This window comes from Acidovorax sp. 35-64-16 (assembly GCF_002281195.1).
Lineage (GTDB): Bacteria > Pseudomonadota > Gammaproteobacteria > Burkholderiales > Burkholderiaceae_C > Acidovorax > Acidovorax defluvii.
Genome location: NZ_NCFM01000023.1, coordinates 1 through 23,971 on the forward strand (window position 1 = coordinate 1; position 23,971 = coordinate 23,971).

The 23,971-nt window shown below is 65.4% G+C and carries 24 protein-coding genes and 1 pseudogene; 5 read left to right on the top strand and 20 right to left on the bottom strand.

The features are described from left to right. The first annotated feature begins 73 nt into the window (after positions 1-73). The 3 genes from B7Y64_RS13600 (at position 74) to B7Y64_RS13610 (ending at position 2,219) form a co-directional block, all read left to right on the top strand. A complete protein-coding gene (locus tag B7Y64_RS13600; protein ID WP_291324331.1) occupies positions 74-487 on the top strand; it encodes a hypothetical protein in 414 nt (137 codons plus the stop codon). A 136-nt stretch (positions 488-623) separates the two neighbouring features. Continuing rightward, complete coding sequence (locus B7Y64_RS13605; RefSeq protein WP_291324310.1) at positions 624-1,508, top strand: universal stress protein; 885 nt, start codon at positions 624-626, stop codon at positions 1,506-1,508. Positions 1,509-1,697: 189 nt separating this feature from the next. Further along, complete coding sequence (locus B7Y64_RS13610) at positions 1,698-2,219, top strand: superoxide dismutase family protein (protein WP_291324311.1); 522 nt, start codon at positions 1,698-1,700, stop codon at positions 2,217-2,219. A 38-nt stretch (positions 2,220-2,257) separates the two neighbouring features. Here the strand turns inward: B7Y64_RS13610 and B7Y64_RS13615 are convergent, their stop codons facing one another. From B7Y64_RS13615 to B7Y64_RS13630, 4 genes are all read right to left on the bottom strand, one after another. After that, a complete protein-coding gene (locus tag B7Y64_RS13615) occupies positions 2,258-2,830 on the bottom strand; it encodes an NTP transferase domain-containing protein (RefSeq protein ID WP_291324312.1) in 573 nt (190 codons plus the stop codon). After that, on the bottom strand, positions 2,830-5,115 hold the full coding sequence (locus B7Y64_RS13620) for a xanthine dehydrogenase family protein molybdopterin-binding subunit (RefSeq protein ID WP_291324313.1): 2,286 nt from the start codon (positions 5,113-5,115) through the stop codon (positions 2,830-2,832). Before B7Y64_RS13620 ends, B7Y64_RS13615 begins: the two co-directional genes overlap by 1 nt. An 11-nt stretch (positions 5,116-5,126) precedes the next feature. Beyond that, positions 5,127-5,585 carry a (2Fe-2S)-binding protein gene (locus tag B7Y64_RS13625; protein ID WP_291324314.1) on the bottom strand — a complete coding sequence of 153 codons (459 nt, stop codon included), beginning with the start codon at positions 5,583-5,585 and terminating at the stop codon, positions 5,127-5,129. Positions 5,586-5,759: 174 nt separating this feature from the next. Then, positions 5,760-6,332 (bottom strand): TetR/AcrR family transcriptional regulator, encoded by a 573-nt coding sequence (locus B7Y64_RS13630; protein WP_024815104.1) that lies wholly within the window; start codon positions 6,330-6,332, stop codon positions 5,760-5,762. 105 nt (positions 6,333-6,437) lie between these two features. On the opposite strand from B7Y64_RS13630, the gene pdxH reads away from it, so the two are divergent. Beyond that, entirely contained in the window at positions 6,438-7,076 is a 639-nt protein-coding gene (gene pdxH, locus B7Y64_RS13635) for a pyridoxamine 5'-phosphate oxidase (RefSeq protein WP_291324315.1), read from the top strand. An 84-nt stretch (positions 7,077-7,160) separates the two neighbouring features. Here the strand turns inward: pdxH and B7Y64_RS13640 are convergent, their stop codons facing one another. From B7Y64_RS13640 to B7Y64_RS13710, 15 genes and pseudogenes are all read right to left on the bottom strand, one after another. Next, on the bottom strand, positions 7,161-8,117 hold the full coding sequence (locus B7Y64_RS13640) for an AEC family transporter (protein WP_024815102.1): 957 nt from the start codon (positions 8,115-8,117) through the stop codon (positions 7,161-7,163). Between the two features lie 126 nt (positions 8,118-8,243). Further along, complete coding sequence (gene chrA / locus B7Y64_RS13645; RefSeq protein WP_291324332.1) at positions 8,244-9,491, bottom strand: chromate efflux transporter; 1,248 nt, start codon at positions 9,489-9,491, stop codon at positions 8,244-8,246. A 136-nt stretch (positions 9,492-9,627) separates the two neighbouring features. Beyond that, the gene (locus B7Y64_RS13650; RefSeq protein WP_291324316.1) at positions 9,628-10,575 is read right to left on the bottom strand and encodes a sensor domain-containing diguanylate cyclase; all 948 of its coding nucleotides are present in this window, start codon (positions 10,573-10,575) and stop codon (positions 9,628-9,630) included. 83 nt (positions 10,576-10,658) lie between these two features. Further along, entirely contained in the window at positions 10,659-11,537 is an 879-nt protein-coding gene (locus B7Y64_RS13655) for a hypothetical protein (protein ID WP_111867072.1), read from the bottom strand. Between the two features lie 448 nt (positions 11,538-11,985). Next, positions 11,986-13,021 (bottom strand): annotated as a pseudogene (locus tag B7Y64_RS13660) (patatin-like phospholipase family protein). A 217-nt stretch (positions 13,022-13,238) separates the two neighbouring features. Further along, a complete protein-coding gene (locus B7Y64_RS13665; protein WP_111867026.1) occupies positions 13,239-13,418 on the bottom strand; it encodes a CsbD family protein in 180 nt (59 codons plus the stop codon). A 437-nt stretch (positions 13,419-13,855) separates the two neighbouring features. After that, positions 13,856-14,437, bottom strand: coding sequence for a hypothetical protein (locus B7Y64_RS13670; protein WP_291324317.1), 582 nt, complete (start codon positions 14,435-14,437; stop codon positions 13,856-13,858). A 72-nt stretch (positions 14,438-14,509) separates the two neighbouring features. After that, positions 14,510-15,121 carry a hypothetical protein gene (locus B7Y64_RS13675; protein ID WP_291324318.1) on the bottom strand — a complete coding sequence of 204 codons (612 nt, stop codon included), beginning with the start codon at positions 15,119-15,121 and terminating at the stop codon, positions 14,510-14,512. 130 nt (positions 15,122-15,251) lie between these two features. Further along, on the bottom strand, positions 15,252-17,396 hold the full coding sequence (locus tag B7Y64_RS13680; protein WP_291324319.1) for a TonB-dependent receptor: 2,145 nt from the start codon (positions 17,394-17,396) through the stop codon (positions 15,252-15,254). A gap of 328 nt (positions 17,397-17,724) precedes the next feature. Then, positions 17,725-18,270 (bottom strand): hypothetical protein, encoded by a 546-nt coding sequence (locus B7Y64_RS13685; RefSeq protein ID WP_291329152.1) that lies wholly within the window; start codon positions 18,268-18,270, stop codon positions 17,725-17,727. Positions 18,271-18,324: 54 nt separating this feature from the next. Beyond that, entirely contained in the window at positions 18,325-18,939 is a 615-nt protein-coding gene (locus B7Y64_RS13690; RefSeq protein ID WP_291324321.1) for a DUF3299 domain-containing protein, read from the bottom strand. A gap of 174 nt (positions 18,940-19,113) precedes the next feature. Continuing rightward, the gene (locus tag B7Y64_RS13695) at positions 19,114-19,365 is read right to left on the bottom strand and encodes a hypothetical protein (protein ID WP_024815090.1); all 252 of its coding nucleotides are present in this window, start codon (positions 19,363-19,365) and stop codon (positions 19,114-19,116) included. A 49-nt stretch (positions 19,366-19,414) separates the two neighbouring features. Next, positions 19,415-20,653, bottom strand: a complete 1,239-nt coding sequence (locus tag B7Y64_RS13700) for an FtsX-like permease family protein (RefSeq protein WP_291324322.1) — start codon at positions 20,651-20,653, stop codon at positions 19,415-19,417. Continuing rightward, entirely contained in the window at positions 20,650-21,333 is a 684-nt protein-coding gene (locus B7Y64_RS13705; RefSeq protein ID WP_291324323.1) for an ATP-binding cassette domain-containing protein, read from the bottom strand. Before B7Y64_RS13705 ends, B7Y64_RS13700 begins: the two co-directional genes overlap by 4 nt. Beyond that, positions 21,330-21,755: a Fur family transcriptional regulator gene (locus tag B7Y64_RS13710; RefSeq protein WP_291324333.1), complete on the bottom strand. Its 426-nt coding sequence runs from the start codon at positions 21,753-21,755 to the stop codon at positions 21,330-21,332. The genes B7Y64_RS13705 and B7Y64_RS13710 overlap by 4 nt, the downstream gene beginning before the upstream one ends. Before the next feature lie 336 nt (positions 21,756-22,091). Here B7Y64_RS13710 and B7Y64_RS13715 point away from each other — a divergent pair, with 336 nt between their 5' ends. After that, the gene (locus tag B7Y64_RS13715; protein ID WP_291324324.1) at positions 22,092-23,282 is read left to right on the top strand and encodes a DUF1513 domain-containing protein; all 1,191 of its coding nucleotides are present in this window, start codon (positions 22,092-22,094) and stop codon (positions 23,280-23,282) included. Between the two features lie 92 nt (positions 23,283-23,374). On the opposite strand, the gene msrA is transcribed toward B7Y64_RS13715, so the two are convergent. Continuing rightward, positions 23,375-23,911: a peptide-methionine (S)-S-oxide reductase MsrA gene (gene msrA, locus B7Y64_RS13720; RefSeq protein WP_114655451.1), complete on the bottom strand. Its 537-nt coding sequence runs from the start codon at positions 23,909-23,911 to the stop codon at positions 23,375-23,377. Between the last annotated feature and the right edge of the window lie 60 nt (positions 23,912-23,971).

Consider the following 23,971-nt stretch of genomic DNA (forward strand, 5'->3'; position numbering starts at 1 on the left):
TCAGCCTCGCGATTGAGCGACGGAATCGCATTAAAGGTTTTGACTAAATAACCTTAGGGCTTATGAGTCAAAACTGGCCTTATCCCGGCTTGCCCTCGTATCGGGCGCAGTAGACATTGCCAAATCACTGGGTGTTTCGGATGCCGTGGTGGGCCTCACCATCGTGGCCATTGGCACCTCGGCGCCCGAGTTGGCCACCACCATCATGGGAACGCTGAAAAACGAGCGGGACATTGCCATTGGCAACCTCATCGGCAGCAGCACCTACAACATCCTGTTCATTCTTGGAGCCACATGTCTGGCGAGTCCCGCCGGAGTGCCGGTAGACGCATCGCTGCGCTACATTGACCTTCCGCTGGCCGCACTGGTGGCGCTGGTGTGTGTGCCGGTGTTCGCGACCGACCGCCTCATTTCTCGCAAGGAGGGGGCCTTCTTTGTGGCAGCCTATGCGGTGTATCTGGGCACGCTGATTTTCTGGCGCGCATGAACACCCCCGAGCAGCCCAGCAGTGGAAGAGAAACCTGCACATCGGGCGCTGCAGGCTCCTTTGCGGTGCCGGGCTGTACCTGCCCGTCCAAGAGAATGAAACGCCCCAGCCCTCGTTTGCCCGTTGGAGAATCACCATGGCCACCTTGAACCGGCTTGTCGCCGCCACCGATCTTTCTGCCCCCGCGCGCCACGCGGTCGAGCGTGCCGCCAGCGTGTCACAGGCAACCGGGGCGCAGCTCGATCTGGTGCACGTTGCCACGCCCGCGCCCATAGAAAGGCTGCGGCGCCTGGCCGGGCAGATTCCGTCGGATCTGGAAAAACGCATGCTGGATGCCCCGCACAACGCCATGCAAGAGCTGGCCACGGCAGTGGCGCGGCGCCATGGCGTTACGGCGCAGGTGCATGTGGCCAGTGGCTCGTTGCTTGCTGAGTTGCGCCAGCACACCGAAACGATCAACGCCGACCTGGTGGTGCTGGGCGCGCGGGGCGCCAGTTTCATGCGGCACATGCTGCTGGGCTCCACGGCCGACCGCATGGTGAGCAGGGCCACGCGCCCCATGCTGGTGGTCAAACAGGCGCCGCACGAGCCCTACAAGACGGTGCTGGTGCCTGTGGATTTTTCTGCGGCATCCCTGCGCTCCATACGCCTCGCGCAGGCGGTTGCGCCGGGCGCAGCGCTCATCTTGCTGCATGCCTTTGACGTGCCTTTTGAGGGAATGATGGAATTCGCCGGTGTGCAAACCGATCAAATCCAGCAGTACCGCGCCAACGCGCACCAGGAAGCACGGCAAAACATGGAGGCGCTGTGCCTGCAGGCAGGCCTGAACCCGGCATTGACCCCGGCGCTGGTGATGCACGGGGACCCGTCACTCGTGCTGGTTCAGCAAGAGCAGGAGTTCGATTGCGACCTGATCGTCATGGGCAAGCAAGGGGAAAGCTCCGTGGAAGACATGCTTTTGGGCAGCGTCACGCGCTATGCCCTGGCCCAGTCGCAGTGCGACGTGCTGATTTCGGTGTGAACGCCGCGCACAGCCACCGCACGACATTCGGCTGACTGCGCACTGTGGCTGAGAGCAGTTGTGGTTATGGGTTGCCGGATGGAGAATGTGCCCCAGACACCAAGGCGCCCACCGGCAGCGCCTGGGGCAAGCCCCCCATCTCCGTGAATGCCGGACGCTCCCCCTCAACCCACTTCAGGAGTCTTCGCCATGTCCTTTCACACCGTTTTCGTGTCGGCCGCCGTGGTGGCCTCGCTGGCCGGCTGCGCCGGGTATTCGTCAGGCCCCAGCGCCACGGCCAAACTGGAACCCACGCGCGGCAACACCGCAGCGGGCACGGTGACCTTTGTGCAGTGGGGCGAGGTGGTGAAGGTGTCGGGCTCCATCAGTGGCCTCAAGCCGGGCGCCGAGCATGGTTTTCATGTGCATGAAAAAGGCGATTGCTCCAGCGGCGACGGCCTGAGTGCCGGCGGCCACTTCAACCCGGGTGGCAAGCCGCATGGCCACCATGGCATGGGCGAGCACCACACGGGCGACCTGCCCAGCCTCAAGGCCGACGCCAGTGGCGTGGCTGCAATCCACTTTGAATCGCGCACGATCCGCGTGGGCAGCAGCGCCAACGACATCGTGGGCAAGGGCCTGATCGTGCACCGCGACCCCGACGACTTCAAGACCCAGCCCACCGGCAATGCGGGCCCGCGCCTGGCCTGCGCCGTCATCACGGCCAAGTAACGGGCGGCGACGGGTTGCAACGTTTTGCGTTAGCCACGTTACCCGCGCGCCGCCAGCCTCTGCGCGGCGCGCTCCAGGTCCTGCACGGTGTCCACATCGGTCACCGTGCCTGCATCATCCACATCCACCCACCGCACCCTGCCCTGCTGCGCCTGCTGGCGCACCACGCTGGCGGCGCCCTGCTCGCCGGTCAGGGCCAGTAGCCCTGGTTGGCATTCGGCTGTAAAGCCCACGGGGTGGCCGCGCTCGCCTTGGTACAAAGGCACGGCCACGGCACAGTCCGCCAGGGCGGCAGCGATGGAGCGCAGGGTTTCGGGCAACACCAGCGGCAGGTCGCCCGGCAGCACCAGCCAGCCAGGCGCGCCCGCCGTGGCGCGCACCGCCGCCGCTATCGAATCGCCCATGCCCGGGTGCCCTGCATCCTCCAGATGCCAGGGCAAGCCGCTGGCGCGCACGGCGGCCAGCGTGTGCTCCAGCACTGTTTTGTCGCCCAAGGCGGCGCGCAGCTTGTGCACCATGCCGCCCGATGCCGCAAAGCGCTCGCCCCGGCCCGAGGCCAGCACCAGCACCACGGGCTGTGCGGACGCTTTTGCGCGGTCTTTTGCTGCCATCACGCCAGCTTGAACGGCAGCTCGCGCGGCGTCTTGCCCGTGATCTGGGCAATGGCGTTGGCAAATGCCGGTGCCAGCGGCGGCAGGCCGGGCTCGCCCATGCCCTTGGGTGGGTCGGCGCTGGGCACGATGTGCACGGTCACCTGGGGCATGTCGGTGATGCGTGGCACGGCAAAGTCGCCAAAGTTGCTTTGCTCCACCACGCCGTCTTTGAGCGTGATGGCGGCGCCCGGCAGGCACATCGACAAGCCCATCAGTGCCGAGCCCTCCACCTGGGCCTCCACGCTTTTCGGGTTGATGGCCAGGTTGCAGTGCACGCCCGCCGTCACGCGGTGCAGCTTGGGCGTGCCGTCTTTAACCGATGCCTCGACCACATAGGCCACCACCGATTCAAACGACTCATGCACCGCCACGCCCCAGGCGCGGCCGGGTGCCAGCTGCTTTTTGCCGTAGCCCGACTGCGCCACGGCCAGCTGCAGCGCGGCCTTGTGGCGCGGGTGCTTGTCGCCCATCAGGGCCATGCGGTAGGCCACGGGGTCTTGCTGTGTGGCGCGGGCCACCTCGTCGATGAGGGTTTCCATGACGTAGGCCGTGTGGGTAGAGCCCACGCTGCGCCACCACAACACGGGCACGTTGACCTCGGGGTGGTGCACCGAGAGTTTCATGGGCACGTTGTAGGGCTCTTTCATGCCCTCGATGGCCGTGGCGTCGATGCCGTTCTTGACCATGAACGCCTCGAACGGCGAGCCTTTGATGATGGACTGGCCCACGATGGTGTGGTCCCACGCCAGGATGCGGCCCTTTGCGTCAAACCCGATCTCGGCGCGGTGCACATGCATGGGGCGGTAGTAGCCGCCCTTGATGTCGTCCTCGCGGCTCCAGAGCGTGCGCACCGGCGCGCTGATGCCCGCCGTGCGCACGGCCTTGGCCACGCCGCAGGCCTCGACCACGTAGTCGCTGCTGGGGATGGCACGGCGGCCAAAGCCGCCACCGGCCATCTGCGTGTGCACTTGGATGTTCTGCGGCGGCAGGCCCAGTGTTTTGGCGGCGGCCATCGCATCCAGGCCCGGCATCTGCGTGCCCATCCACAGTTCCGCCTTGTCGCCATCGAGTTGGATGGTGCAGTTGAGCGGCTCCATCGGTGCGTGCGCAAGGTACGGAAAAACGAACTCGGCGCTGATCTTGTGGCCAGCGCCCGCCAGTGGCGCCATGTCGGCCTGCATGGCCACCAGGCCCGGCTTGGTGGCCAGTTCGCGGTATTGGGCCAGCAGCGCCGTGCTGTCGGGCTTGCCCACGTCGCTGGTGTCCCATTCCACCTTGAGCGCATCGCGCCCCAGTTTGGCGGGCCAGTAGCCGTCGGCTACCACCGCCACGCCCTCCCCGCCCCGGTCGGTGGGCACGCGCAGCACGGCTTTCACGCCCTTGATGGCTTTGGCGGCGCTGTCGTCCAGCGACTTCACCTTGCCGCCAAACACGGGCGGGCGCGCCACCACGGCCGTCAGCATGCCGGGCAGGCGTACGTCAATGCCGTAATCCTGTTGGCCGCTCGATTTGGCCTGGGCATCCAGCCGCCCGGTGGGCTTGCCGATCAGGCGGAACTGCTTGGGGTCCTTCAGGGCAACCTTTTCGGGCACGGCCTGCTTCATGGCGGCTTCGGCCAGCGCGCCGTAGCCCAGCTTTTTGCCGCCGGGGCCCACCACAAAACCATTGCTGGTGCGCAGTGCCGACGCATCCACGCCCCACTGCGCTGCAGCGGCCGCCACCAGCATGGCGCGGGTGCGCGCGCCCAGTTCGCGGTATTGGGTGTACGAGTTCTTGATGGAGTTGGAGCCGCCCGTGAGGTGCATGCCCATCAGCGGGTCGGCATAGGCCGCGCTGGCATCGCCGTGCACGCTGCGTACCTTGCTCCAGTCGGCGTCCAGCTCTTCGGCCAGGATCATGGGCAGGCCGGTCTGCACGCCCTGGCCAAATTCCAGCCGGTTGATGGTGACAGTGACGGTGCCGTCGGCGTCAATGCGCACAAAGGCCGAGGGCTGCTCAAACGGTTTGAGGCCTGCGGGCGCCGTGGCCGACCCCGCGCCCTGCGCAGCGGCCACCAGCGGAAACGCGCCCAGCGCAAAGCCCGAAGCCGCCGATACCTTGAGGAAGGTGCGGCGCGCCACGCCTTCCATTGGATCATTAACTCCTGAATTGATAGCTGCTTGCGCTTTACCCATAAGCGCTTGAAGGTGTTTTGGGATAAAACGGTGTGCCTGGCCCTGCAGGGCGTCGGTGTCGAAGTGCATGGTGATCTCCTTCAAGCCAGAGTTTTGGCCGCGTCATGAATGGCGGCACGAATGCGCACATAGGTGCCGCAGCGGCACACATTGCCCGCCATGGCAGCGTCAATGTCGGCGTCGCTGGGCTTTTTTGTGCCTTTCAGCAATGCGGTGGCGCTCATGATCTGGCCGCTTTGGCAATAGCCGCATTGCGCTACGTCGTGCTTGACCCAGGCGGCCTGCACGGCCCGGCCCACCCTGTCCTGGCCCACGGCCTCGATGGTGGTGATTTTTTGCCCGGCCGCTGCCGAAATGGGCGTGGTGCACGAGCGCACGGGCACGCCATCCAGAAGCACCGTGCAGGCCCCGCACAAGGCCTGGCCGCAGCCAAACTTGGTGCCGGTCATGCCCAGCGTGTCGCGCAGGGCCCAGAGGATGGGGGTGGATTCATCGGCATCCACAGCCGTTTCTTTGCCATTGATGTGGAGGGTGGGCATCGTGGTTTCTCCGTGGGAAAGGTGTAGTTGTATGGCCGATCAGCAAACAGATGGGGGCAGCGTCAGCGACGCCATCGGTCACGAAGGGGTTGAAGTGTGATGGATGGCATTTTTAAAAGAATATTAATTCGGTTAATAAACGTATCTATGGCAGATAAGCGCACCCTTGTCTGCTCAGGCCTTCAAGGCATCCCAGCACAGCCCAAAAGCCATCTGGTGCACGGCCTCTTCGTCGGGCAGCACCTTGGTGCGGATCAGGTTGCCCGTCTCGCGCACCGAGCCCACCAGGCTGGCCGTGAGCAGCGGTATCGGCACGGCCTTCAAAATCTCCTGCTGCTGGCCCTCTTCCATCAACGCAAAAAAACCGGCCATCAGGCGGGTTGAGAATTCGCGGTTGCCCTCGGTAAACCAGGGTGAGTTGTAGTACTGCTCCTGGAAAACCACCTCGGCATACTGGTCCAGCCGGTGCCGCAGCAGGTTGCCCCAGGCACGGCGCACCCGCGCCCGGTAAGGCAGGCCGGGCACCACGCCCTCCATGATGCGGGCGGCAGTCACCGTCTTGGCGTCCTGATAGAGCTGGCTGATGAGCTCGTCCTTGGATGGGTAATACACATACAGCGTGCTGGTGGCAATGCCCGCAGCGCGGGCAATGTCGGCCATGGTCAGGCCGCTCAGGCCCGTCTGGGCCACCAACTCGAAGGTGGCCTGCGCGATGGCGCGCTGCTTTTCGTCGTCTTTGGGTTTCATTGCCGCGCCAATATAAGCGAATATTAATTCGACCACAACAGGGGCGACCCGGGATATCAAAAAGCGGTAGCCGGCTCAGGAATCGCGGCGTGCACAATCGTGCCCATGACCTCCTCCATCGCCGACCTTCGCAAGAGCTACGAGCGCGCCGAACTCAACGAAGACGCCTCACACGCCGCCCCCCTGCAGCAGTTTGACCAGTGGCTGAAAGAAGCCATTGCCTCGGAAGTGCCCGAGCCCAACGCCATGACCGTGGCCACCGTGGGCAGCGACATGCGCCCCAGCACGCGCGTGGTGCTGATCAAGGGATTTGACGAGCGCGGCATCGTCTGGTTTACCAATTACGACAGCCGCAAGGGCCGCCAGATTGCCGGCAACCCCTATGTGGCGCTGCAGTTCCACTGGGTGGAGCTGGAGCGTGTGGTGCGCATCGAGGGCCTTGTGGAAAAGGTCAGTGACGAAGAAAGCGACGAATACTTTGCCAGCCGCCCGCTCGATTCGCGCATCGGCGCCTGGGCCAGCCCGCAAAGCCAGGTGATCTCGGGCCGGGGCGTGCTGGTGGCCAACGCCGCCAAGTTTGGTGCGCAGTTCATGCTGATGCCGCCGCGCCCGCCGCACTGGGGCGGCTACCGCCTCAAGCCCGACCAGTGGGAGTTCTGGCAGGGGCGCAAGAGCCGCTTGCACGACCGCCTGCGCTATCGCCAGGACGGCGACGCCTGGGTGCGCGAGCGCTTGGCGCCCTGAGCGCCTGGCACCGGCCCCGAACCCCGGCGCCGCATTGCGCGCCGGGCTGGCCCGGCGGCCGACGGCCGCCAGCGCCATGCGCCCCTACAAACCTGCCACGGCCAGAATCACCGCCGGCACCGTGACCAGCGCCAGCGCCGTGGAAACCGCAATGCTGGCGGTGACTTCTTCTTGTGCCACCTCGTAGCGCTGGGTAAACAAAAACACATTGGCGCCCACCGGCAGCGCCGCCGCCACAATCATCACGGCCAGCGGCATGCCCGACAGTCCCAGCGACCACCCCAGCGCGGCCAGCACGAGGGGGTGCACCACACATTTGACCAGCGCGATGCGCAGCGCCGCCCCAAACTGGTGGCCCACCTTGGTGAAGGCCAGCGTGACCCCCACCAGCAGCAGGGCAATAGGCCCCAGCGCCTGGCCCAGCAACTGCAGCGGCTTGCCCACCACTTCGGGCAGCACCAGCCCGGTTTGTGCAAACAACAGGCCCGCAATGATGGGCAGCGGCACCGGGTGCACGATGCCGTTGCGCACGGCCTGCAACACGGTGCGCCACATGGGCTGCTGCGTGCCGCCGCCGTCGCCGTCTTTGGCCGCGTGTTCGCGCGCGGCGGCAAGCTCAAAAACTACTGTGGCGCCGGTCAGCAAGATAAGGGCGTGCACCGAGATCAGCGTGAACAGCGTGACCAGCCCGGCCTCGCCAAACGCCAAACCCACCAGCGGCACGCCGATCATGATGGTGTTGCTGAAGGTGTTGGCCAGGCCGCGCGCGGCCGCCAGGGTGCTAAAGCCCTGCACCCCCAGCGTGGCGGCAAAAATCAGACCGGCGGCGGCGAAATAGATGGCCACGGGGCCAAAGTCGAGGTCTTGCACATGCACCGTGCTCATGGTGCGAAACAGCAGCGCGGGCGTGAGCACCATGAACACCAGGTTGGACAAATCCTTGACCGAGGTGGCCCGGATCCAGCCGCGCCGCCCCGCAAAAAAACCCAGCGCAATGAACAAAATGACCGGAATCAGGGACGCAAAAACGGGAGAGTTCACGGTGTGGCGGGCGCGGTGCGCTGAAAACGACGGGTTGAGTCCGGCACCCTGCGTGTGCCGTAACTATTATTTTGATAGCTGTTAGCGCTTATCCATCAAGCGCCACAGGCCATTTTGACTCAAAATTCACAACCATGCGGCCAACACGGCGCCGCCCACACCGCAGGCCAGCACCACCGCCCAGGGCGGCGCGCGCCAGAACACCAGCGCCACAAAGGCGGTCAGCGCCAGGCCAAAATCAGCGCCGCCGCGGATGGCGCTGGTCCACACCGGGTTGTAAAGTGCCGCCAGCAGCAGCCCCACCACCGCCGCATTCACGCCCGCCAGCGCCGCCTGGGCGTGCGGGTTGCGTCGCAGTGGCTCCCAAAACGGCAAGGCACCGGCCACCAGCAAAAATGACGGCACAAAAATCGCCACCAGGCACACCACCGCCCCCAGCCAGCCGCCCGGCCAGACCTGCATGGACGCACCCAGAAACGCCGCAAACGTGAACAGCGGCCCCGGCACCGCCTGCGTGGCGCCATAGCCCGCCAAAAACGCATCGGCCGACACCCAGCCCGGCCCCACCACCTCGGCCTGCAGCAGCGGCAGCACCACATGGCCGCCGCCAAACACCAGTGCGCCCACGCGGTAAAACGCATCCACCATGGCCAGCAGCGAACCGGGCCACAGGCGCACGGCCAGCGGCAGCAGCACCAGCAAGGCGGCAAACACCACCAGCAGCGCAGCCCCGGTGCGGCGGCGCAGTGGCAACAGCAGGGCGTCTGGCGCGTCGTTGGGTGTTTCGGGCGTGGCCGCCCTGCCCCGCCCAAACAGCCACCAACCGGCCCCGCCCGCTGCCAGCATCACGCCCACCTGGCCCCACACGCCGGGCACCAGCAGCACGGCGCAACACGCCAGCGCCATCAGCGTGACCTTGGCACGCCCCACGCACAGGCTGCGCGCCATGCCCCACACCGCCTGCGCCACCACGGCCACCGCCACCACCTTGAGCCCGTGGATCGCGCCCGTCGGCAACACCGCATACCCGCCCGCCAGGCCCAGCCCCAACAAAGCCAGCACCAGCGCCGAAGGCAGCGTGAACCCCAGCCAGGCCGCCAGCGCCCCCGGCATGCCCGCCCGCATCAACCCCAGCGCCATACCCACCTGGCTGCTGGCCGGGCCGGGCAGAAACTGGCACAGCGCCACCAGATCGGCATAGCTGCGCTCGGTCAGCCACTGGCGGCGCTGCACGAATTCATCGCGAAAGTAGCCCAGGTGCGCCACCGGGCCGCCAAACGAGGAGAGGCCCAGGCGCAGAAAGATCCAGAACACCTGCCATGCACAGGTGTGAACCGAGGGCGTTGCGGCCGTTGTCGATGGGTGTTGAGGCATGGGCATCAAAAAGAACGGTGAGCGCCGCTCCCAGCACAGGCGCGCCCATCCCGCCCTGGTCGGCATACACAACGGCCGTGGCCACCAGCGAGGTTCACTTCAGCACGCCATTGCGGCATGCACCGGGCCGTCGCGTTCAAGCCGCCACCTGAACCGTCTCGATCCGGTTTCTGCCGTTTTTCTTGGCCGCATAGAGCTGCTGGTCCACTGCCTCGATGAAGCTGGAGGGTTTCATGTGGGCGCCTGGCGTGACGGTGCCAACGCCAATGCTGACGGTGACGCGCTGATCCAGCGGTGATTGCGCGTGGGTGATGGCTTGCTTTTGAATCAGCCGCTGGCAGCGTTCGGCAACTTTCAGTGCCACCGAGGCATCCGCTTGCGGCAACAGCACAACAAACTCTTCGCCACCAAAGCGCGCAACCACGTCGCGCGGGCCATCCAGCGCCAGGCTCAGCGTTTGCGCAATCTCGATCAGGGCTTTGTCGCCCCGCACATGCCCGTAAAGATCGTTGTACTGCTTGAAAAAATCGATATCGAACAACAGGAGGGACAGCGGCTGCCCGTTGCTGCGTGCGCTTTCCCATTCCACTTCGAGGCTGACATCAAACCGGCGCCGGTTGGCGATGTTTGTCAGTCCGTCCTTGAACGAAAGAGCCTCCAGCTCTTTTTGCAGAGCGAGCAACTTCTCTTCGGTCTTTTTACGCTCGCTGATGTCGAACATGAAACCAATCAGCGCCTCGGGTTCGCCGTTGTCCTTGCGCACCACATGCACCACATCACGCAGCCACACATAGCCGTTGTCCTTGGTCAGTGCCCGGTAGTCCGCTTCATGATCGATCCCGGCCTGGGATTGCGCTACGCAGAAATTCACTACGTATTCGCGGTCCTCGGGGTGCATGCGCGTCGCCCAGTCTTCCACGGTCATCCAGCTTTCGGGGCTCCAGCCCAGCAGCGCTTCGATCTGGGGGCCGATATAGGCAAACTTCTTGGTGTCCCAATCAATCTTCCACGGAATGGCCTTGGTCGATTCCAGAAGGGTTCTGTAAACCGCGTCGTCTTTGCTGAGGTCGCTCACGTCGGACATGTTCAATCCCTCCCTGGTCAATAAGGCTGAAATTATTGCTTACATTTTGTCGGACATCATAGGTGCGTCTGCTCCTGTCGACTTCAGGGGTTCAAAGGACTGGCCCCCAGCCACAAGCCACTGCGCAAGCCCTCGGGCCGCTGCGGCGACCACACCTGTGCGCTGGAATCCCAGGTTTCCTGCTGCACATTGAGCCCGGCATACACGCCATAGCCATGCCCCGCGCGGATGTCTTCACCCGCACACAGGCTTTCGCCGGCCTTGATGGCGCCCTGGGTGTGAATGCACTCGCCGGCCTTGATGCCCCAGCCCGCCTCCAGGTGCGCCACGCCGGTAATGGCACCGCCCACCACAATGCCCTGTCCGGCCCGCAGGCTATCGGCCCCCGTCAGGTGGCCGCCCACACGCAGGCCCTTGCCGCACTCCACCAGGCCGTCGACGATAAGGTCTTGCCCCACAAAGGCGCCGCCTTTCAGCGACAACTTGCCGTGGCACACCACATCCCATGCGCCGCGCAGGTCGCCTAAGCAGGTGATGTCGCCTTGCACCTCTACGCCCCAGTCTGCGCGCACGTCGCCGCCCGCCTGCAGCGTGCCCTGGCTGATGATGCTGCCCGCCACGCGAATGTCCTCGCCCGCCACAATGGCGCTGCCCGCGCGCAGCCCGCCGCCAGCGCGGATCGACCGCCCGGCCTGAATCACCGTAGCCACGTCAATCGAGCCGCGCACCTCCACCGTGCCGGCAAACACAATGGCCTCGGCCTCCAGCGCATCCACCTCCAGCACGGCGTTGGTTGGGCCAAACTGGCCCAGCAGCCAGCAGGCGTCCTCCACCCGCCCCGCGTTGACCAGCGTGTCCAGCGCCTCCTGATAATCGGTGCCGTCTTCCACATGGCGGCTGAACCACCGAAATCCGTCTGCGCACGGGCTTTTTGCCCGCAAAAACTTCTTGGTGAATTCCATGGCCATCACTCCGTGCGCAGCGCGGCGGCTGCTACCAAAAGTTGGGCGGGATTAGCGGTAATGGCGGGTGTGGCAAGCAACGCGCCGGTGGGCGTGGCGCCACCGGCAAGGTTTGGGGGGTACATGACGCATCTCCTGAAGGAGCGGCGCGGTGTGCGCTACAAAGCGACCGGCCGCCATCGCGCTGGGCGGGTGCCCGGCGATGGATGTTCTGCGCAGATGAGGGAAAAGAAGGTTTATCGCCGGGCAAAGGAATGTGCGACCGGCTTGTAGGGCCAGATCTCACGCACCACGGCGCCCCCGCCCACGCACAGACAGCCACGCAGCAGGCCTGGTTGGTTGGATGAGGGCAAGAAAGGCATGGGGGCGGATGGTAGCAGCGCAAAGGTACCGCACTGCGGCGCCCGGGTATGCATGGCGGGGCCACCGCCGCAGCGGTGGCAGAGCGTCAGGGCTGGGCGCAGGCGCTGTCCAGCCCCACCGTGCCCGCCAGCTTTTGCAGGCGCGAGCGGTTGTCCAGGCAGGCCTGGTGCTGGGCGTCGGCCGTTTTTTGCTGCGCCAGGCTTGCGGCTTGGGCGCGCTCGGCCAGCAACTGGGCCACGCGTGCGCGCAACTGCGGCATGGCGGCCAGAGCGGCTTTTTCGCCCTTTACGATGGCATTGGCGCGCTGGCTGAAATCTGTCGAGCCCATGTCCAGCACCTGGGGGCGGATGATGACATCGGCCCGCGCCAGCTCGGCCTGCCCCAGCTTCTGGCCCATGATGGCAATCGACTGGCCCAGCGTGCCCAGCATGTCGCCCGGCGACTTGCCCCGCGCCTTGTTGGAAATGTCTACCGCCACCACCACATCGGCACCCAGCTGGCGCGCCGCGTCTACTGGCACCGGGCTCACGATGCCGCCGTCCACAAAGTGGTATTTGCCAATGGTGACCGGCTGAAACACACCGGGAACGCTGCTGGAGGCCCGCACCGCCTGCCCCGTGTTGCCGCGCGCAAAAACCGTGCGCTCACCGTCTTCGAGCCGCGTCGCCACTGCCACAAAGGGCTTGGCCAACTGCTCCAGCGGCTTGCGGCGCACCTGCTCGTTCACGTAGTCTTCCAGCTTCTGGCCCTGCACCAGCCCGCCGGTAGAAAACTGCAGGTCGCGAATCTTGCCCTCGTCCAGCGCCACGGCCTTTTCCTGCAGCGCAAACGCATCCATGCCGCTGGCATACAGCGCCCCCACCACACTGCCCGCACTGGTGCCCGCCACCACGGCAGGCGCAAAGCCATTGGCTTCCAGCATCTTGATCACACCAATGTGCGCAAACCCCTTGGCCGCGCCGCCGCCCAGCGCGATGCCGATCTTGATGGGGTGTGCAGGGGGGGGCAGTTGCCGTGGTGTCGGCGACGGTTGGGTGTGGGACGGGCAGGTTGCTGCCACACGCGGCCAAGGTGGCCACGAGCAGCAACGCCAGCGGACGCGGAAAGACGGGCAGGCGCATGCCGAGGGATCGTGCTGTCATCGGGGCGCCGAGTATAGCGGCCGTTGGAAACCCCACTTTCCAGCAGCGCTCCATGCTATGCCACAGACCTGCAGGCATCTGAAAACCTGCAATCTGCTGAAAACAGGCTTTCAGCCGCAGCAGCACTGCCGAAAACCCGGCCAAATTGAACCATGTGACCAAGCCGCGGCAATGCAGCCAAGCCGCCCGCAAAGAATTACTTCGTCGCGTCTTTCAGGACTTCCTTGGTATCGCCATAGGCCTTCTGGGCTTCGCCTTCGGCCTGTTTCAACATGCCTTTTGCCTGCTGCTCTTTGTTGCCGACCAGCTTGCCCGCAGCTTCCTGTACTTTGCCCACTGCGTCTTTGGTAGCGCCCTTGACTTGATCCTTGTTCATCTCTAACTCCTGGTGTGCTCGACGGGGAATATCTTTGCCATGCTTGGCACAACCTGCCGCACTGAGTTCATATGTATGGCCGGTTGCTGGTCAGCGTTTCGTCGTTGCTTGCTAACCAAATGCCACGATACGCAGGGTCTGCCTGCTGATAAGTAGGCCAGCTCCGACAAGAAGCGTCAGTGGCACGCCCCTTAAAACCAGTGGCTACCCGCTGGACATTTCGTAAAAAGCCATATGGAAGCCAGTAATCCCGGCCACCATCAATGAAGGCCAACACGACCGGCACGTCACCCGCACTATGACCACGGCCGCGTGGACTGGGCCGCACCGAAACACAGGAGCTGGGTGAGCTGGTTCAGGACACTGGCTATGTGGCGTGGATTCGGTAAGCCTCCCGCCGTAGGCGGGTCGGCTTGAACACCGAGTTAGCCATCGGATTAGCGCTCCAATATCACCAACGGAACCGCGACCCATTGCTTCATGTGGTCTTGCGCGGCAAATACTCTGACAAAGGCGCGTACAGGAATGGACATCTCTTTGAGCACCGTTTTCTGCAACTTCACCAGAGTACCGAGGCCCGACAAGAAATATTCCGGCGTTGTAATGAGCGAAAGGGAAGACGTTCGCGACTGCCGGATTTGAAAATGTTCCGACTCGGCTAGGACATCATTCGTTCCGCTAGATCGGTGAACAGAAGTCTTGACCTGATACACGGTGAGTTCACCATTGAACCAGCCGTACTGTGAGCGCATCTCTGGAACGAAATTACTGGAATTGAGGTCAGGCTCAGCATTAAGGGAGCTCCACCCATGAGCAAGCATTCCCAGCGTGGAGAGCTTGAACGACCGAGTCTCCTGCGCACTCACCTCAGCGGAAAAGACAGGGATAGCAGCCCCTGCCTTCTTGCCTTGGCTGCTAGTGATTGTCGTGTCCGGAGACTGACCTGTTGTCACTTCGTAGAGGTCGGCGATGTATTCGCGGTCGAGGTAAATCAGTGACTTGTGCAAATTGGCGCTCACGTCGTTCCTCCGATGGCTAACGTTTGAGTTAAGCGGCGCCGTCAGGCGTCCGCTTGGACAAAGGGTTGGGCTTCAGTGCTTCTTTTGGACCCATTCGCGGAGCCAGATAACGCCGTCTTCGAGTTCTATGCACTGGAGGGAGGTCAGCCGGTTGACGGCCGAAGTGTACTGACCTTGGGTTAGCGGAGGCAACGAGTACCGTCCTCTGACTTCATTGGTCTTCACAAAGCCCTCTTGCTCTGGAATTTTGTTCTTCCCGTTCCTGTGCTCCCACAGCGCCAGAATCGTGACGGCTTCCACGTCCGAAAATTCCTCCACCGCCCCTCGCCAAACCTTGTTCCAGATGTAAAGACCGGCAAGGACGAATGCGACTTGCGGGGCGACTGGCAACGTTGCTGCACCGAGGCCGGCTAGTGACACGTCAGGCACGATTTCGAGCAGCTTCCTCCAGTTCAAGACCACGTTGCCTGGCTTTCGCGAACTCGCTTTCGGTGCGTCGTAGAGGGAACTGATGGTGATCAGTCCGATGGTGATTTCTGGCTCTTTTGGGGGCGTTACCCTGGCGAAGGCGTCGACAAGCCGACGGAGCGCGTCTTCGGAGAGCTTTCGTCCGACCGGGCCGAGTGCCGCATGTTCCAGAAGCTGTGCTCGCTTTGCTCGTGCTGCGTCTTCGTCGTATTCCATGGTGGGTGAGATCCCTGGGCGTTGTTGTGTGACGTCTAACGTAATGTAGACCGCACCAACCGGCGCCAGCAGCGCGCTACTCTCCACTGCCAGCCCGGTCGCGCCAAATCACATCAAACCGTTATCCACATCAAAACGCCACCTTCACCCCCACGGTGATATTGCGCCCCATTAACGGCGCTGCGTTTTTGATGAAGCTGGTGTGCGCATACGCCAAGCGATCCGTCAGGTTGTTGGCCTTCAAGTAAACCTGCCACGGCGTGCCGCTGCTCAGTTGGCCGCGGTAGCTCACCCCCAGGTTCAGCATGCCGTAGCCGGGCGTGGCGGTTTCAAACGCTGCCACGCGGTTTTGGCGGGCCACTTGTACCCATTCGACCTGGCCTTCCCAGGCGTTCCAGTTGGCATCCAGCCGCACGCCCGCACGGGTGGCGGGGATGCGGGGCAGCAGGCCGCCGCCGTCGAGTTTGGCGCGCACGGTGTCGCCGAACAGGGTGACGCCCATGTTGCGCGTGACGCGCTGGCGCACCTGGCCTTCGATGCCGGTGAAGGTGGCATCGGCCTGGCTGTATTGCAGCAGTTGCAGGCCATCCACTTCATCCAGCGTGCGGCCGTAGATGTAGTTGCTGATGCGGTTGCGAAAGACGCTGATGCCAAAGGTGGTGTCGCCGCTGGTCTTCTTCAGGCTCAGGTCGATGTTCTGCGATGTTTCAGAGCGCAGGTTGGCGTTGCCGCGTTCGTAGGTGCTGGTGGCCATGTGCAGGCCGCGCGCATACAGCTCTTCGGCCGACGGGGCGCGGCTGGCGCGGGTGAAGGATGTACCCACCTGGTAGCCGGGCGTGAACTTCCACACCGCGCCCAGCGATGCGGACGTGCCGTTGTGGCTGCGTTCGGTGCCGCCGGCCGAACCTGACGCTAAGGCCTCGGCTGCCTGGCGGTCGTGGCGCAGGGCGGCTTCAAAGCGCCAGTCGCCGTACCAGTCGTTCAGGCGGTATTCCTCCAGCGCAAACAGGCCGGTTTTGCGGGTAACAGTGGGCTGCACATAGGCCTCTTCGCCAATGGCGCTGAACTTGCGCTGCGAGGTTTGCAGGCCGACCACGCCCTTGAACCCGGCCAGTGGCTCGTGCTGCAGCTCCATACGGGTGTCGTAGGCCTTGTTTTTGAAGGTGGTGGCAATAGCGCCGTCTTCGACTTCGTCGTGCACGTAGTCGGTAACACCCGCGCGCAGGCGCAGGGCTGAAAAGCCGGTGAAGGGGTTGCGCAGCTCGCCACGGATGTCCAAGCGCTCGCTGCGCAGGTCGACCACTGGCACGTCGCTATGCTCTTCGGCGCCGTGGTCGTGGCCGTCTTCTTCGTCGTGGGCACCGCAATGCAGGTGGTTGCCGTGGGTGTGGCAGCCTTCAAAGCTGTGGTTGTGGCCCGGCAGGCCGTATTTGGCGGTCTGGCGGGTGTAGGCGGCGCCCAGGTAACCCCGGTCGCCCACCCACGACAGGCCCACGCTGCCGGTGTCGGTGCGGTTAAAGCTGCCCGGCACTTTGCGGGTGGGCTCGCCATCGGGCGCCCAGCCTTTGCCCACGCGGTAGTCGCCCGCGTCGCGCGCCACGCCTTCCACATGCACGGCGAGGTTGCCTGCGCCGCCGGTCAGCGAGAAGGCCCCTGCCCCTTCGCGTGCGCCCGTGTTGGCGCGCAGCTCGGCGCTGCCTTCGTAGCCTTTTGGGGGGATGGCGGTGGGCACCTTGCCATCGAGCACGTTGACCACGCCACCCACGGCGCCGTCGCCATAGACCAGTGCCGAGGGGCCGCGCAGCACTTCGATCTGCGTGGCCAGCAGGGGCTCGGACGCCACGGCGTGGTCGGGGCTGATGGTGGAGGCGTCGTGCAGCTCGGCGCCATCCGACAGCACCTTGACGCGGGGGCCATCCATGCCGCGAATGATGGGGCGGCTGGCACCGGCGCCAAAGTGGCTGCTGGTGATGCCGGGCTCGTTGCCCAGCGTTTCGCCCAGCGTGGGTTCGCGGCGGCGCACGAGTTCGTCGCCCTCCAGCACGGCGGTGGGCGTGGTCATTTCGTTGGCGCCCAGTTGCAGGCCGCTGGCCGACACGGTGACGGGGGGCAGGCTGCCTGCGGTTGGTGGTGCTGCCTGCGCATTGGCCTGTGCATGTGCCAAACCGGTGCCCCACAGCGTGAGGATGGCGGCCAGGGCCACAGGGTGCAGAGCTGGGTGGCGATGTGCAGTGCGGCGAACGGCTGGGCAAAGGGGGTGCGTGTGGTGTGTCATGACTGCGTTGCAATAGAAATAGGTGGGCGTGCCGGGCGGCACGCGGCTTTCCGGCCCGGGGGCAGGAAACCACCAAAAATATGAGTAAAAAGTGCCTCTAGCGCTTTATTGACAAGCGCTAGCAGCTATGAAATCAGGAGTGTTTGCAGCAAAAGGCGGCCATTGCGGTGCGCGCAAAGGGCTTCAAACCGGCACGGGTTAGTGCAGACCTGGCACCTGGCGCTGCGCCGGGGTGGCGTATGGATTCAAGCCCGATGAAAGTGGCCTGCCCGCCCACACGCTGACAACGCAGCGCAGGGCAGCCAACACGCTCAACCGGCTGAACCCGTCACCCGACCGCAGGCGGGCCGCGGGCCTGAAAAAGCGCAACATGGCGGGCCGCTGCGGTGGCGGCCGGGTGCACCAGCGGCGCCTGCGCGGGCGCCAGGGCGGCAAGCGCTGTGGGGGCGCTGTGCAATGCGTCGCCCAGCGCCAGCTGGTCGAGCAACAGGCAATCCACCGGCGCGTGGTGGGCCAACAGCAAATCGAGCAGGCCCTGTGCGTGGGCGGTGTGGCTGGATTCGCCGGTGTGCGCGGCGGTGATGGGTGCGCCCGCCCCTGCTGCGGCTGGTGAAAGTGCGTGCGCCTGCAGCGCCGGGGCGTGCATTACCTGGTGCAGGCGCCCCAGCGAAGGCACCACCACCAACGCCAGCAGCAGCCACACCAGCGCGGCCTGCGCCCAATGGGTGTAACGCCGCCCGCACTTGCCAGATGTGCCAGGCGTGCCAAGCGCTCCGGGTGCGCGCAGCCCTGCCCTGCGGCGGGCAACGGCTTGGGCTTGCCTGGGTGCAAGGCTTGCCGTTGGGGCGTGCGGATGGGGGTGGGCGCGGGTCACAGGGCTGGTCACGGGGCCGGGGCGAATGGGCAGCAGAAAAGAAAAAGGCGGCGGTTATTTCACCGGCACCGCATCCACCATGCGGTAGTACAGGCCGTAGGGGTCGTTGGAGAGCACGGTGAATTTGCCCTCCACCACCACCGGTTCCAACGAATACCGTACGGGGGTTTTGGCCTTGACCTCGACCATGCTCTCCGGCCCGCCCGGCGTGCAGAACGAGCAGGTCAGCGGCACCGAGGTGAGGATAAAGTGGGTCTGCGTGGGCTTGGCGTCCAGCGGCACCATGAAGCCCTGGATGCGCTGCGTGGTCTTGTCCAGGCCCTTTTGCGCGTCGTTGAACATGGGCACGATGCGGTCTTTGGTGGTTTTCTTGGTCAGATCGGTCAGCACCGACCATGGCACCACGTCGTTGCGTTGGGGCAGCGGCGCAATCGGGCTGCTGGGGCTGTGGTAACCGGCGCCCGCTGGCACACCTGCAGCCGCCCCCGCCGCACCACCGGCGCCGGGCAACGGAGCGCCGGGCGCTGGTGCCTCGGCCGCAGGCCTGGCGCCCTGCGCACCCACTTGCGCGGGGGCAGCAAAGCACGCGGCCAGCGCCACCACCAGTGCGCAAGCGCGCCCTGCGGCAGAGCCGTATCGCCGGGAACAAACCATTGCGGGATGGGGCATGGAAATAACCTTCAGTGAACTGCGTTGCAGCAACAGGGCCGGATTATTTTGCGCAGTTTCAACGCGCATAAGTGCGTGGGCGCCTCAAGCCCGTGCCACCGAGGCCAGGCCACCGGTGGCGTCCCCCTTGGGGGAAGGCGCTGCAAGCAACGCAGGTGGGCTCAGGTGCGGGCTTCAGTGGCTGTGGCGCATGCCGCAGTTTGTGCCAATGCCCAGGCCTTTGCAGGCGGTCTGGAGTTCTTTTTGGCAGACGTCGTGGCCCTTGCCCGACTCAAGGCACTTGGCAGCGGCCTCGTGCGCGGCGGCCATGGCACGGTGGCGCTCGATGTCGGCCTTGGTTTCCTTGTCGCTGTGGGTCTGGGCATGTGCCAGGGCACCAGCCAGCAACAGGGGGGCCAGGGCCAATGCGGTGAGGAGTTTTTTCATGGAGAGCCTTTCAGGTAGGTGGGGTTGAAAACAGGAGTCACTGGGCGGGTCAGGGCTGACTCAGCAAGTCGGCCACGTCGGTGCGGTAGGCCTGCACGGCGGGCAGCAGCGCCGCCAGCGCGGCCACGCCTGCGGCCAGCAGCGGCACACCGGCTTCGGCGGGCAGCCAGATCCAGCCGGTAACCGGCAGCAGGCCCTGCGCCTGCAGCGCCCAGCCCAGGCCGTGGGCCAGTGCGTGGCCCAGCAGCAGGCCCAGGGCAGACGCCAGCGCGGCCAGCCACAGCGCCTCGCACAGCACCAGCCCGGCCACGCGGCCCGGGGGCGCGCCCAGCATGCGCAGCATGGCCAGGTCGGCGCGGCGCTCGCGCACGGCGTTCCACAGCGCGATGAAAACGCTGAGCGCCGCCACGGCCAGCAGCACGCCGCCAAAGGCGCGCAGCACATCGGCACCCACGCCCAGCAGGCGCAGCAGGCGCGTGACCTCGATGGCGGGCGCCGCTGCCTGCAGGGCGGTGTCGGCATTGATCTGGCGCGGCAGCGTGATGGCGGCCATGGGCGTGCGGTAGCGCACCAGGGCCACGGTCACCTCGCGCTCTTCTTTCAGGATTTCCAGGTCTTCGGCATCGGTGGCCGTGGCGGTCTCGTGCACCATCCACACCGATTCGGTGCTGGTCAGGATGAGCCGGTCGAGCACGCAGCCGCAGGGCGCGAGCACGCCGTTCACACGGTAGGGGTGGTTGCCGTGCGCGTGCCCTCCCCCACCCAGGCCGTGGCTGCCGATGAAGGTGGCGCCCACCAGCGGCGCGTCCGCATGGCTGGCTTTGACAATGCCGCGCGCCACGGTGGCGCCCAGCACCGCGTCCATGGGCTGCTGCCACAGCGCGCCTTCGGCCAGCGTGGCCTCGTAGTGCGCCACGTAGTCGGGCGTGGTGCCCACAATGCGAAAGCCCTGGTAGCTGTCACCCAGGCTCAGCGGAATCACCTGCACCACCAGCGGGTTCTTCTGCAGCGCCTGCACCTCTTGCAGCGGGATGTTGCCCGCGGGCACATCGATGTGGAACACGCCCGCCAAGATGAGCTGCAGCGGGCTGCCCTTGGCACCCACCACCAGGTCGATGCCTGCGAGGTCGCGCTCAAATGCCTTGTCGAGCTGGGTGGCCACCAGCAGCACCAGCGTGATGGCGGCCAGGCCGAGCGTCAGCACCAGCAGGTTGAGCACCGCCGCCAGCGGGCGGGACCACAGGTAGCGCCATGAAAGGCTCGCCAGTTTGAAGACTCCTGAATTCATAGCTGCTCGCGCTTATCCAATAAGCGCTGGGCGCCAATTTCATTCAAATTCAGCTGCTGCACACCGGCCAGGGCCTGCACCACGCGCTGGTCGTGCGTGGCAATCACAAGGCTGGCATCGCAGGCGGCGGCGCTTTGCTGCAGCAGCGCCAGCGCGTCGGCAGCGGCCTCGTCGTCCAGGCTGGCCGTGGGCTCATCGGCCAACAGCACTTGCGGCGCCAGCAGCACGGCCCGCGCCAGCGCCACGCGCTGCGCCTGCCCGCCCGAGAGCTGGTGCGGCTTGCGCGCGGCCAGCTCGGCCACACCCACCTGCGCCAGCGCGCGTGTGATGGCCGCATCGTCGCGCGGCAGCCCGGCCGCAAAGTAGACCAGCGCCAGGTTGTCGGCCACCGTGAGCGCACTCGAGATGTGCAACTTTTGCGGGAGAAACCCGATGCTGCGGGCGCGCCAGACATCCATTTCGGCCCCGCGCTGCGTGCCCAGCTGCGTGCCCGCTACAAACAGGTCGCCCCCGCTGGCCCCGCGCAGCCCGGCTATCAATGACAGCCAGGTCGATTTGCCCGAGCCCGAGCGCCCGCGCAGCAGCAGCGTGCCGCCCTGGCGCAGATCCACATCGGGAAAGCGCAGCGGCGCGGTGCCGCCGGTGGCATAGCGATAAGAAAGGCCCCGGGTGCGGATCATGCGGCGGCCCCCCCGGCCGGGTGGGCGCAGTCTGCGCAGCGCCCATGCACCGCAATGTCTACCGCCAGGCTCTCATGCCCGGCCGTGGCCAGCGCCTGCAGCACCTGCTTGAGGGCCGTCTGCACCTTGGCCGAACCCTGGGACAGGCGGAACTGGCGGTGGCAGTCGTCGCACTCAAAGCGCGGCGCCGCGCCATCGCCACCCTGCGGCGCCAGCACATAGCGCGTGACGCGGGCAGCATCCACCTGCTTGTGCAGCAGGCCTGCGGCGGCAAAGCGGTCGAGCATGCGGTAAACGGTGACCTTGTTGACGGCGGCACCTGCGGTGGCAAGGGCTGTCTCTACTTCGGCTTCGGACAGCGCTGCGTCAGGGCGGGCCTCGTACAGACGCGCCAGCGCCCGCGTGGCACGGGTGGCGCGCATGCCGGAGGGCAGCGTCCAGGGCGTGCCGAGGCGGGAGGTAGAAAAGGTGGATGAGCTCGGCATGGGTTACGGATAGGCGGCAAGCGCGTGTAACGCAATCGGGTTGCATTATGCCCTGATGCAATCCGTCAGCAGATTCATCCCGTCGGCCTTGCGGGTGGATGCCTGCCGCCCTCGTTGCCGGCACGGTTTTGCGTCATCTCAGGCGGCGCTGGCGGCTGCCTTGTGGCAAAGCTCTCGTTTGAGCCACCGCAAAACACTTCGCTGCTCTCCAGTGCGGGACGCGCACACGCTGCCTATAGTCTGCAGCTTCGCTTGAAATGAATGAATCTATAGATGCTCTCCTCCCTGAATCGTCGACATAGCCTGCGTGTGATGGGCGCCATCAGCGCCTGGACAGCGCTTGCCTCGGCACAGACCACCGCCCTGGCCACTTCATCCCATGCAGACCGCAAAGCCGACCCGCTTGCCCCGCAAACAGTGACCATGGCCTGGCGTGCCGGCGCTGCACCCGCTGAAGACAGCGACCCCAAAGCCCATCGCATCGGGCTGCTGCAGGTTGACTGGAGCCAGCGGCGCAGCACCTGGAGCCGCGTGCAGCCTGTGCCCAACCGGGCACACGGGCTCACGCCCGACGGGCGGGGTGGTCTCTATGCAGTGGCCGCGCGCCCTGGCGACTGGCTGGTGCACCTGCCAGCCGATGCGGCACAGGCGCCGCGCTGGCTGCACCCCGGCCGCGACGAGGCATCGACCCGCACTCTCAATGGGCACCTGCTGCTCAGCTCGGATGGCCGCTGGCTTTACAGCAGCGAGACCGGGCGCGATGACGGCAGCGCCTGGGTGGTTCGCCGCGATGCGCAGACGCTGCGCGCTGTTGCCGCGTGGCAGCTGCCGGGCGTGGATGCGCACCAGATGCTGTTTGACGCCGATGAACGCCATGTGCTCGTCGCCCTGGGCGGCATACCCCGCGACGAACGCGGCCGCCGTGTGCCCCACAAGCGCCTGGCGCCTGCCCTGCTGCGCCTGGACACGGACTCTGGCACCGTGCAGCAGCGCTGGGCGCTTGAAGACCCCCGCCTGAGCGTGCGCCACATGGCATGGTCAGTGGACGGAGACCAGCGCCTGCTGGGCATTGCGCTGCAGGCGCAGCACGACGAACGCCAGGAGCGCCGCAACGCGCCCATGATCGCCGTGTGGGACGGCAGCACGCTCACGCTGCCCCCCTGCCCCGCCATCGACCATCAAGGTTATGCAGGCGATATTTGCGCCGGCCCCGGCGGCAGCTTTTTGCTCAGTGCCCAGCGCAGTGGCAACGCCCTGTTGTGGCACCCCGATGCGCCCGACGGGTTGATCCCGCTGGGGGAGCTTAAGGAAGTCTGCGCCCTGGGCAGCTGGCGCGACGCGCGTGGCATGGGCATGTTGATGGGCGCAGGCCGCGGCCTGGCCCGGTGGCAGGCAGGTGAAGCACAAATGCTGCCCTGGCCCGAGATGCTGGCCCCCGACAACCACCTCGCGCTGCTGCTCTGACTGGGCTGGTGCGCAGATTGCCCACAGGCGCCTGGTGCCCGGGCGGCGCTGCGTGTCGCAGCGAGTGGACGTTGGCCCGCTCGCTGCGAGCCTTACGCTTTCAAATACCGCGCAAATGTCTTGCGAAACTTTTCCACCTTCGGCCCCACCACAAACGCGCAATACCCGGCATTGGGGTTGTTCGCAAAATAGTCTTGGTGGTACGCCTCGGCCGCGCTGTAGTTGGTCAGTGGCTTCACCTCGGTGGTGATTGGCGCGCCAAACAGCTTGTCTTGCGACATCTGGCGGATCATGTCGTTGGCGATGTCGCCGTGCTCGGGGGACTCGTAATAGATGCCGCTGCGGTATTGCGTGCCCACGTCGTTGCCCTGGCGGTTAAGGGTGGTGGGGTCGTGGGTGTGGAAGAAGATTTCCAACACCTCCTGCAGGCTGATCTCGTCGGCATCAAAGGTCAGGCGCACCACCTCGGCGTGGCCGGTGTCGCCCTGGCAGATCTGCTCGTAGCTGGGATGGATGGTGTGGCCGTTGGTGTAACCGCTTTCCACATTGGTGATGCCGCGCACGCGATCAAAAACCGCCTCGGTGCACCAAAAGCATCCGCCTCCCAGGGTGATGGTTTGCTGTGTCATGAATGCTTCCTTGCCAAGGTGGTTGTGCAACACCGCATTATGAATTGACGCTGTAGCAGG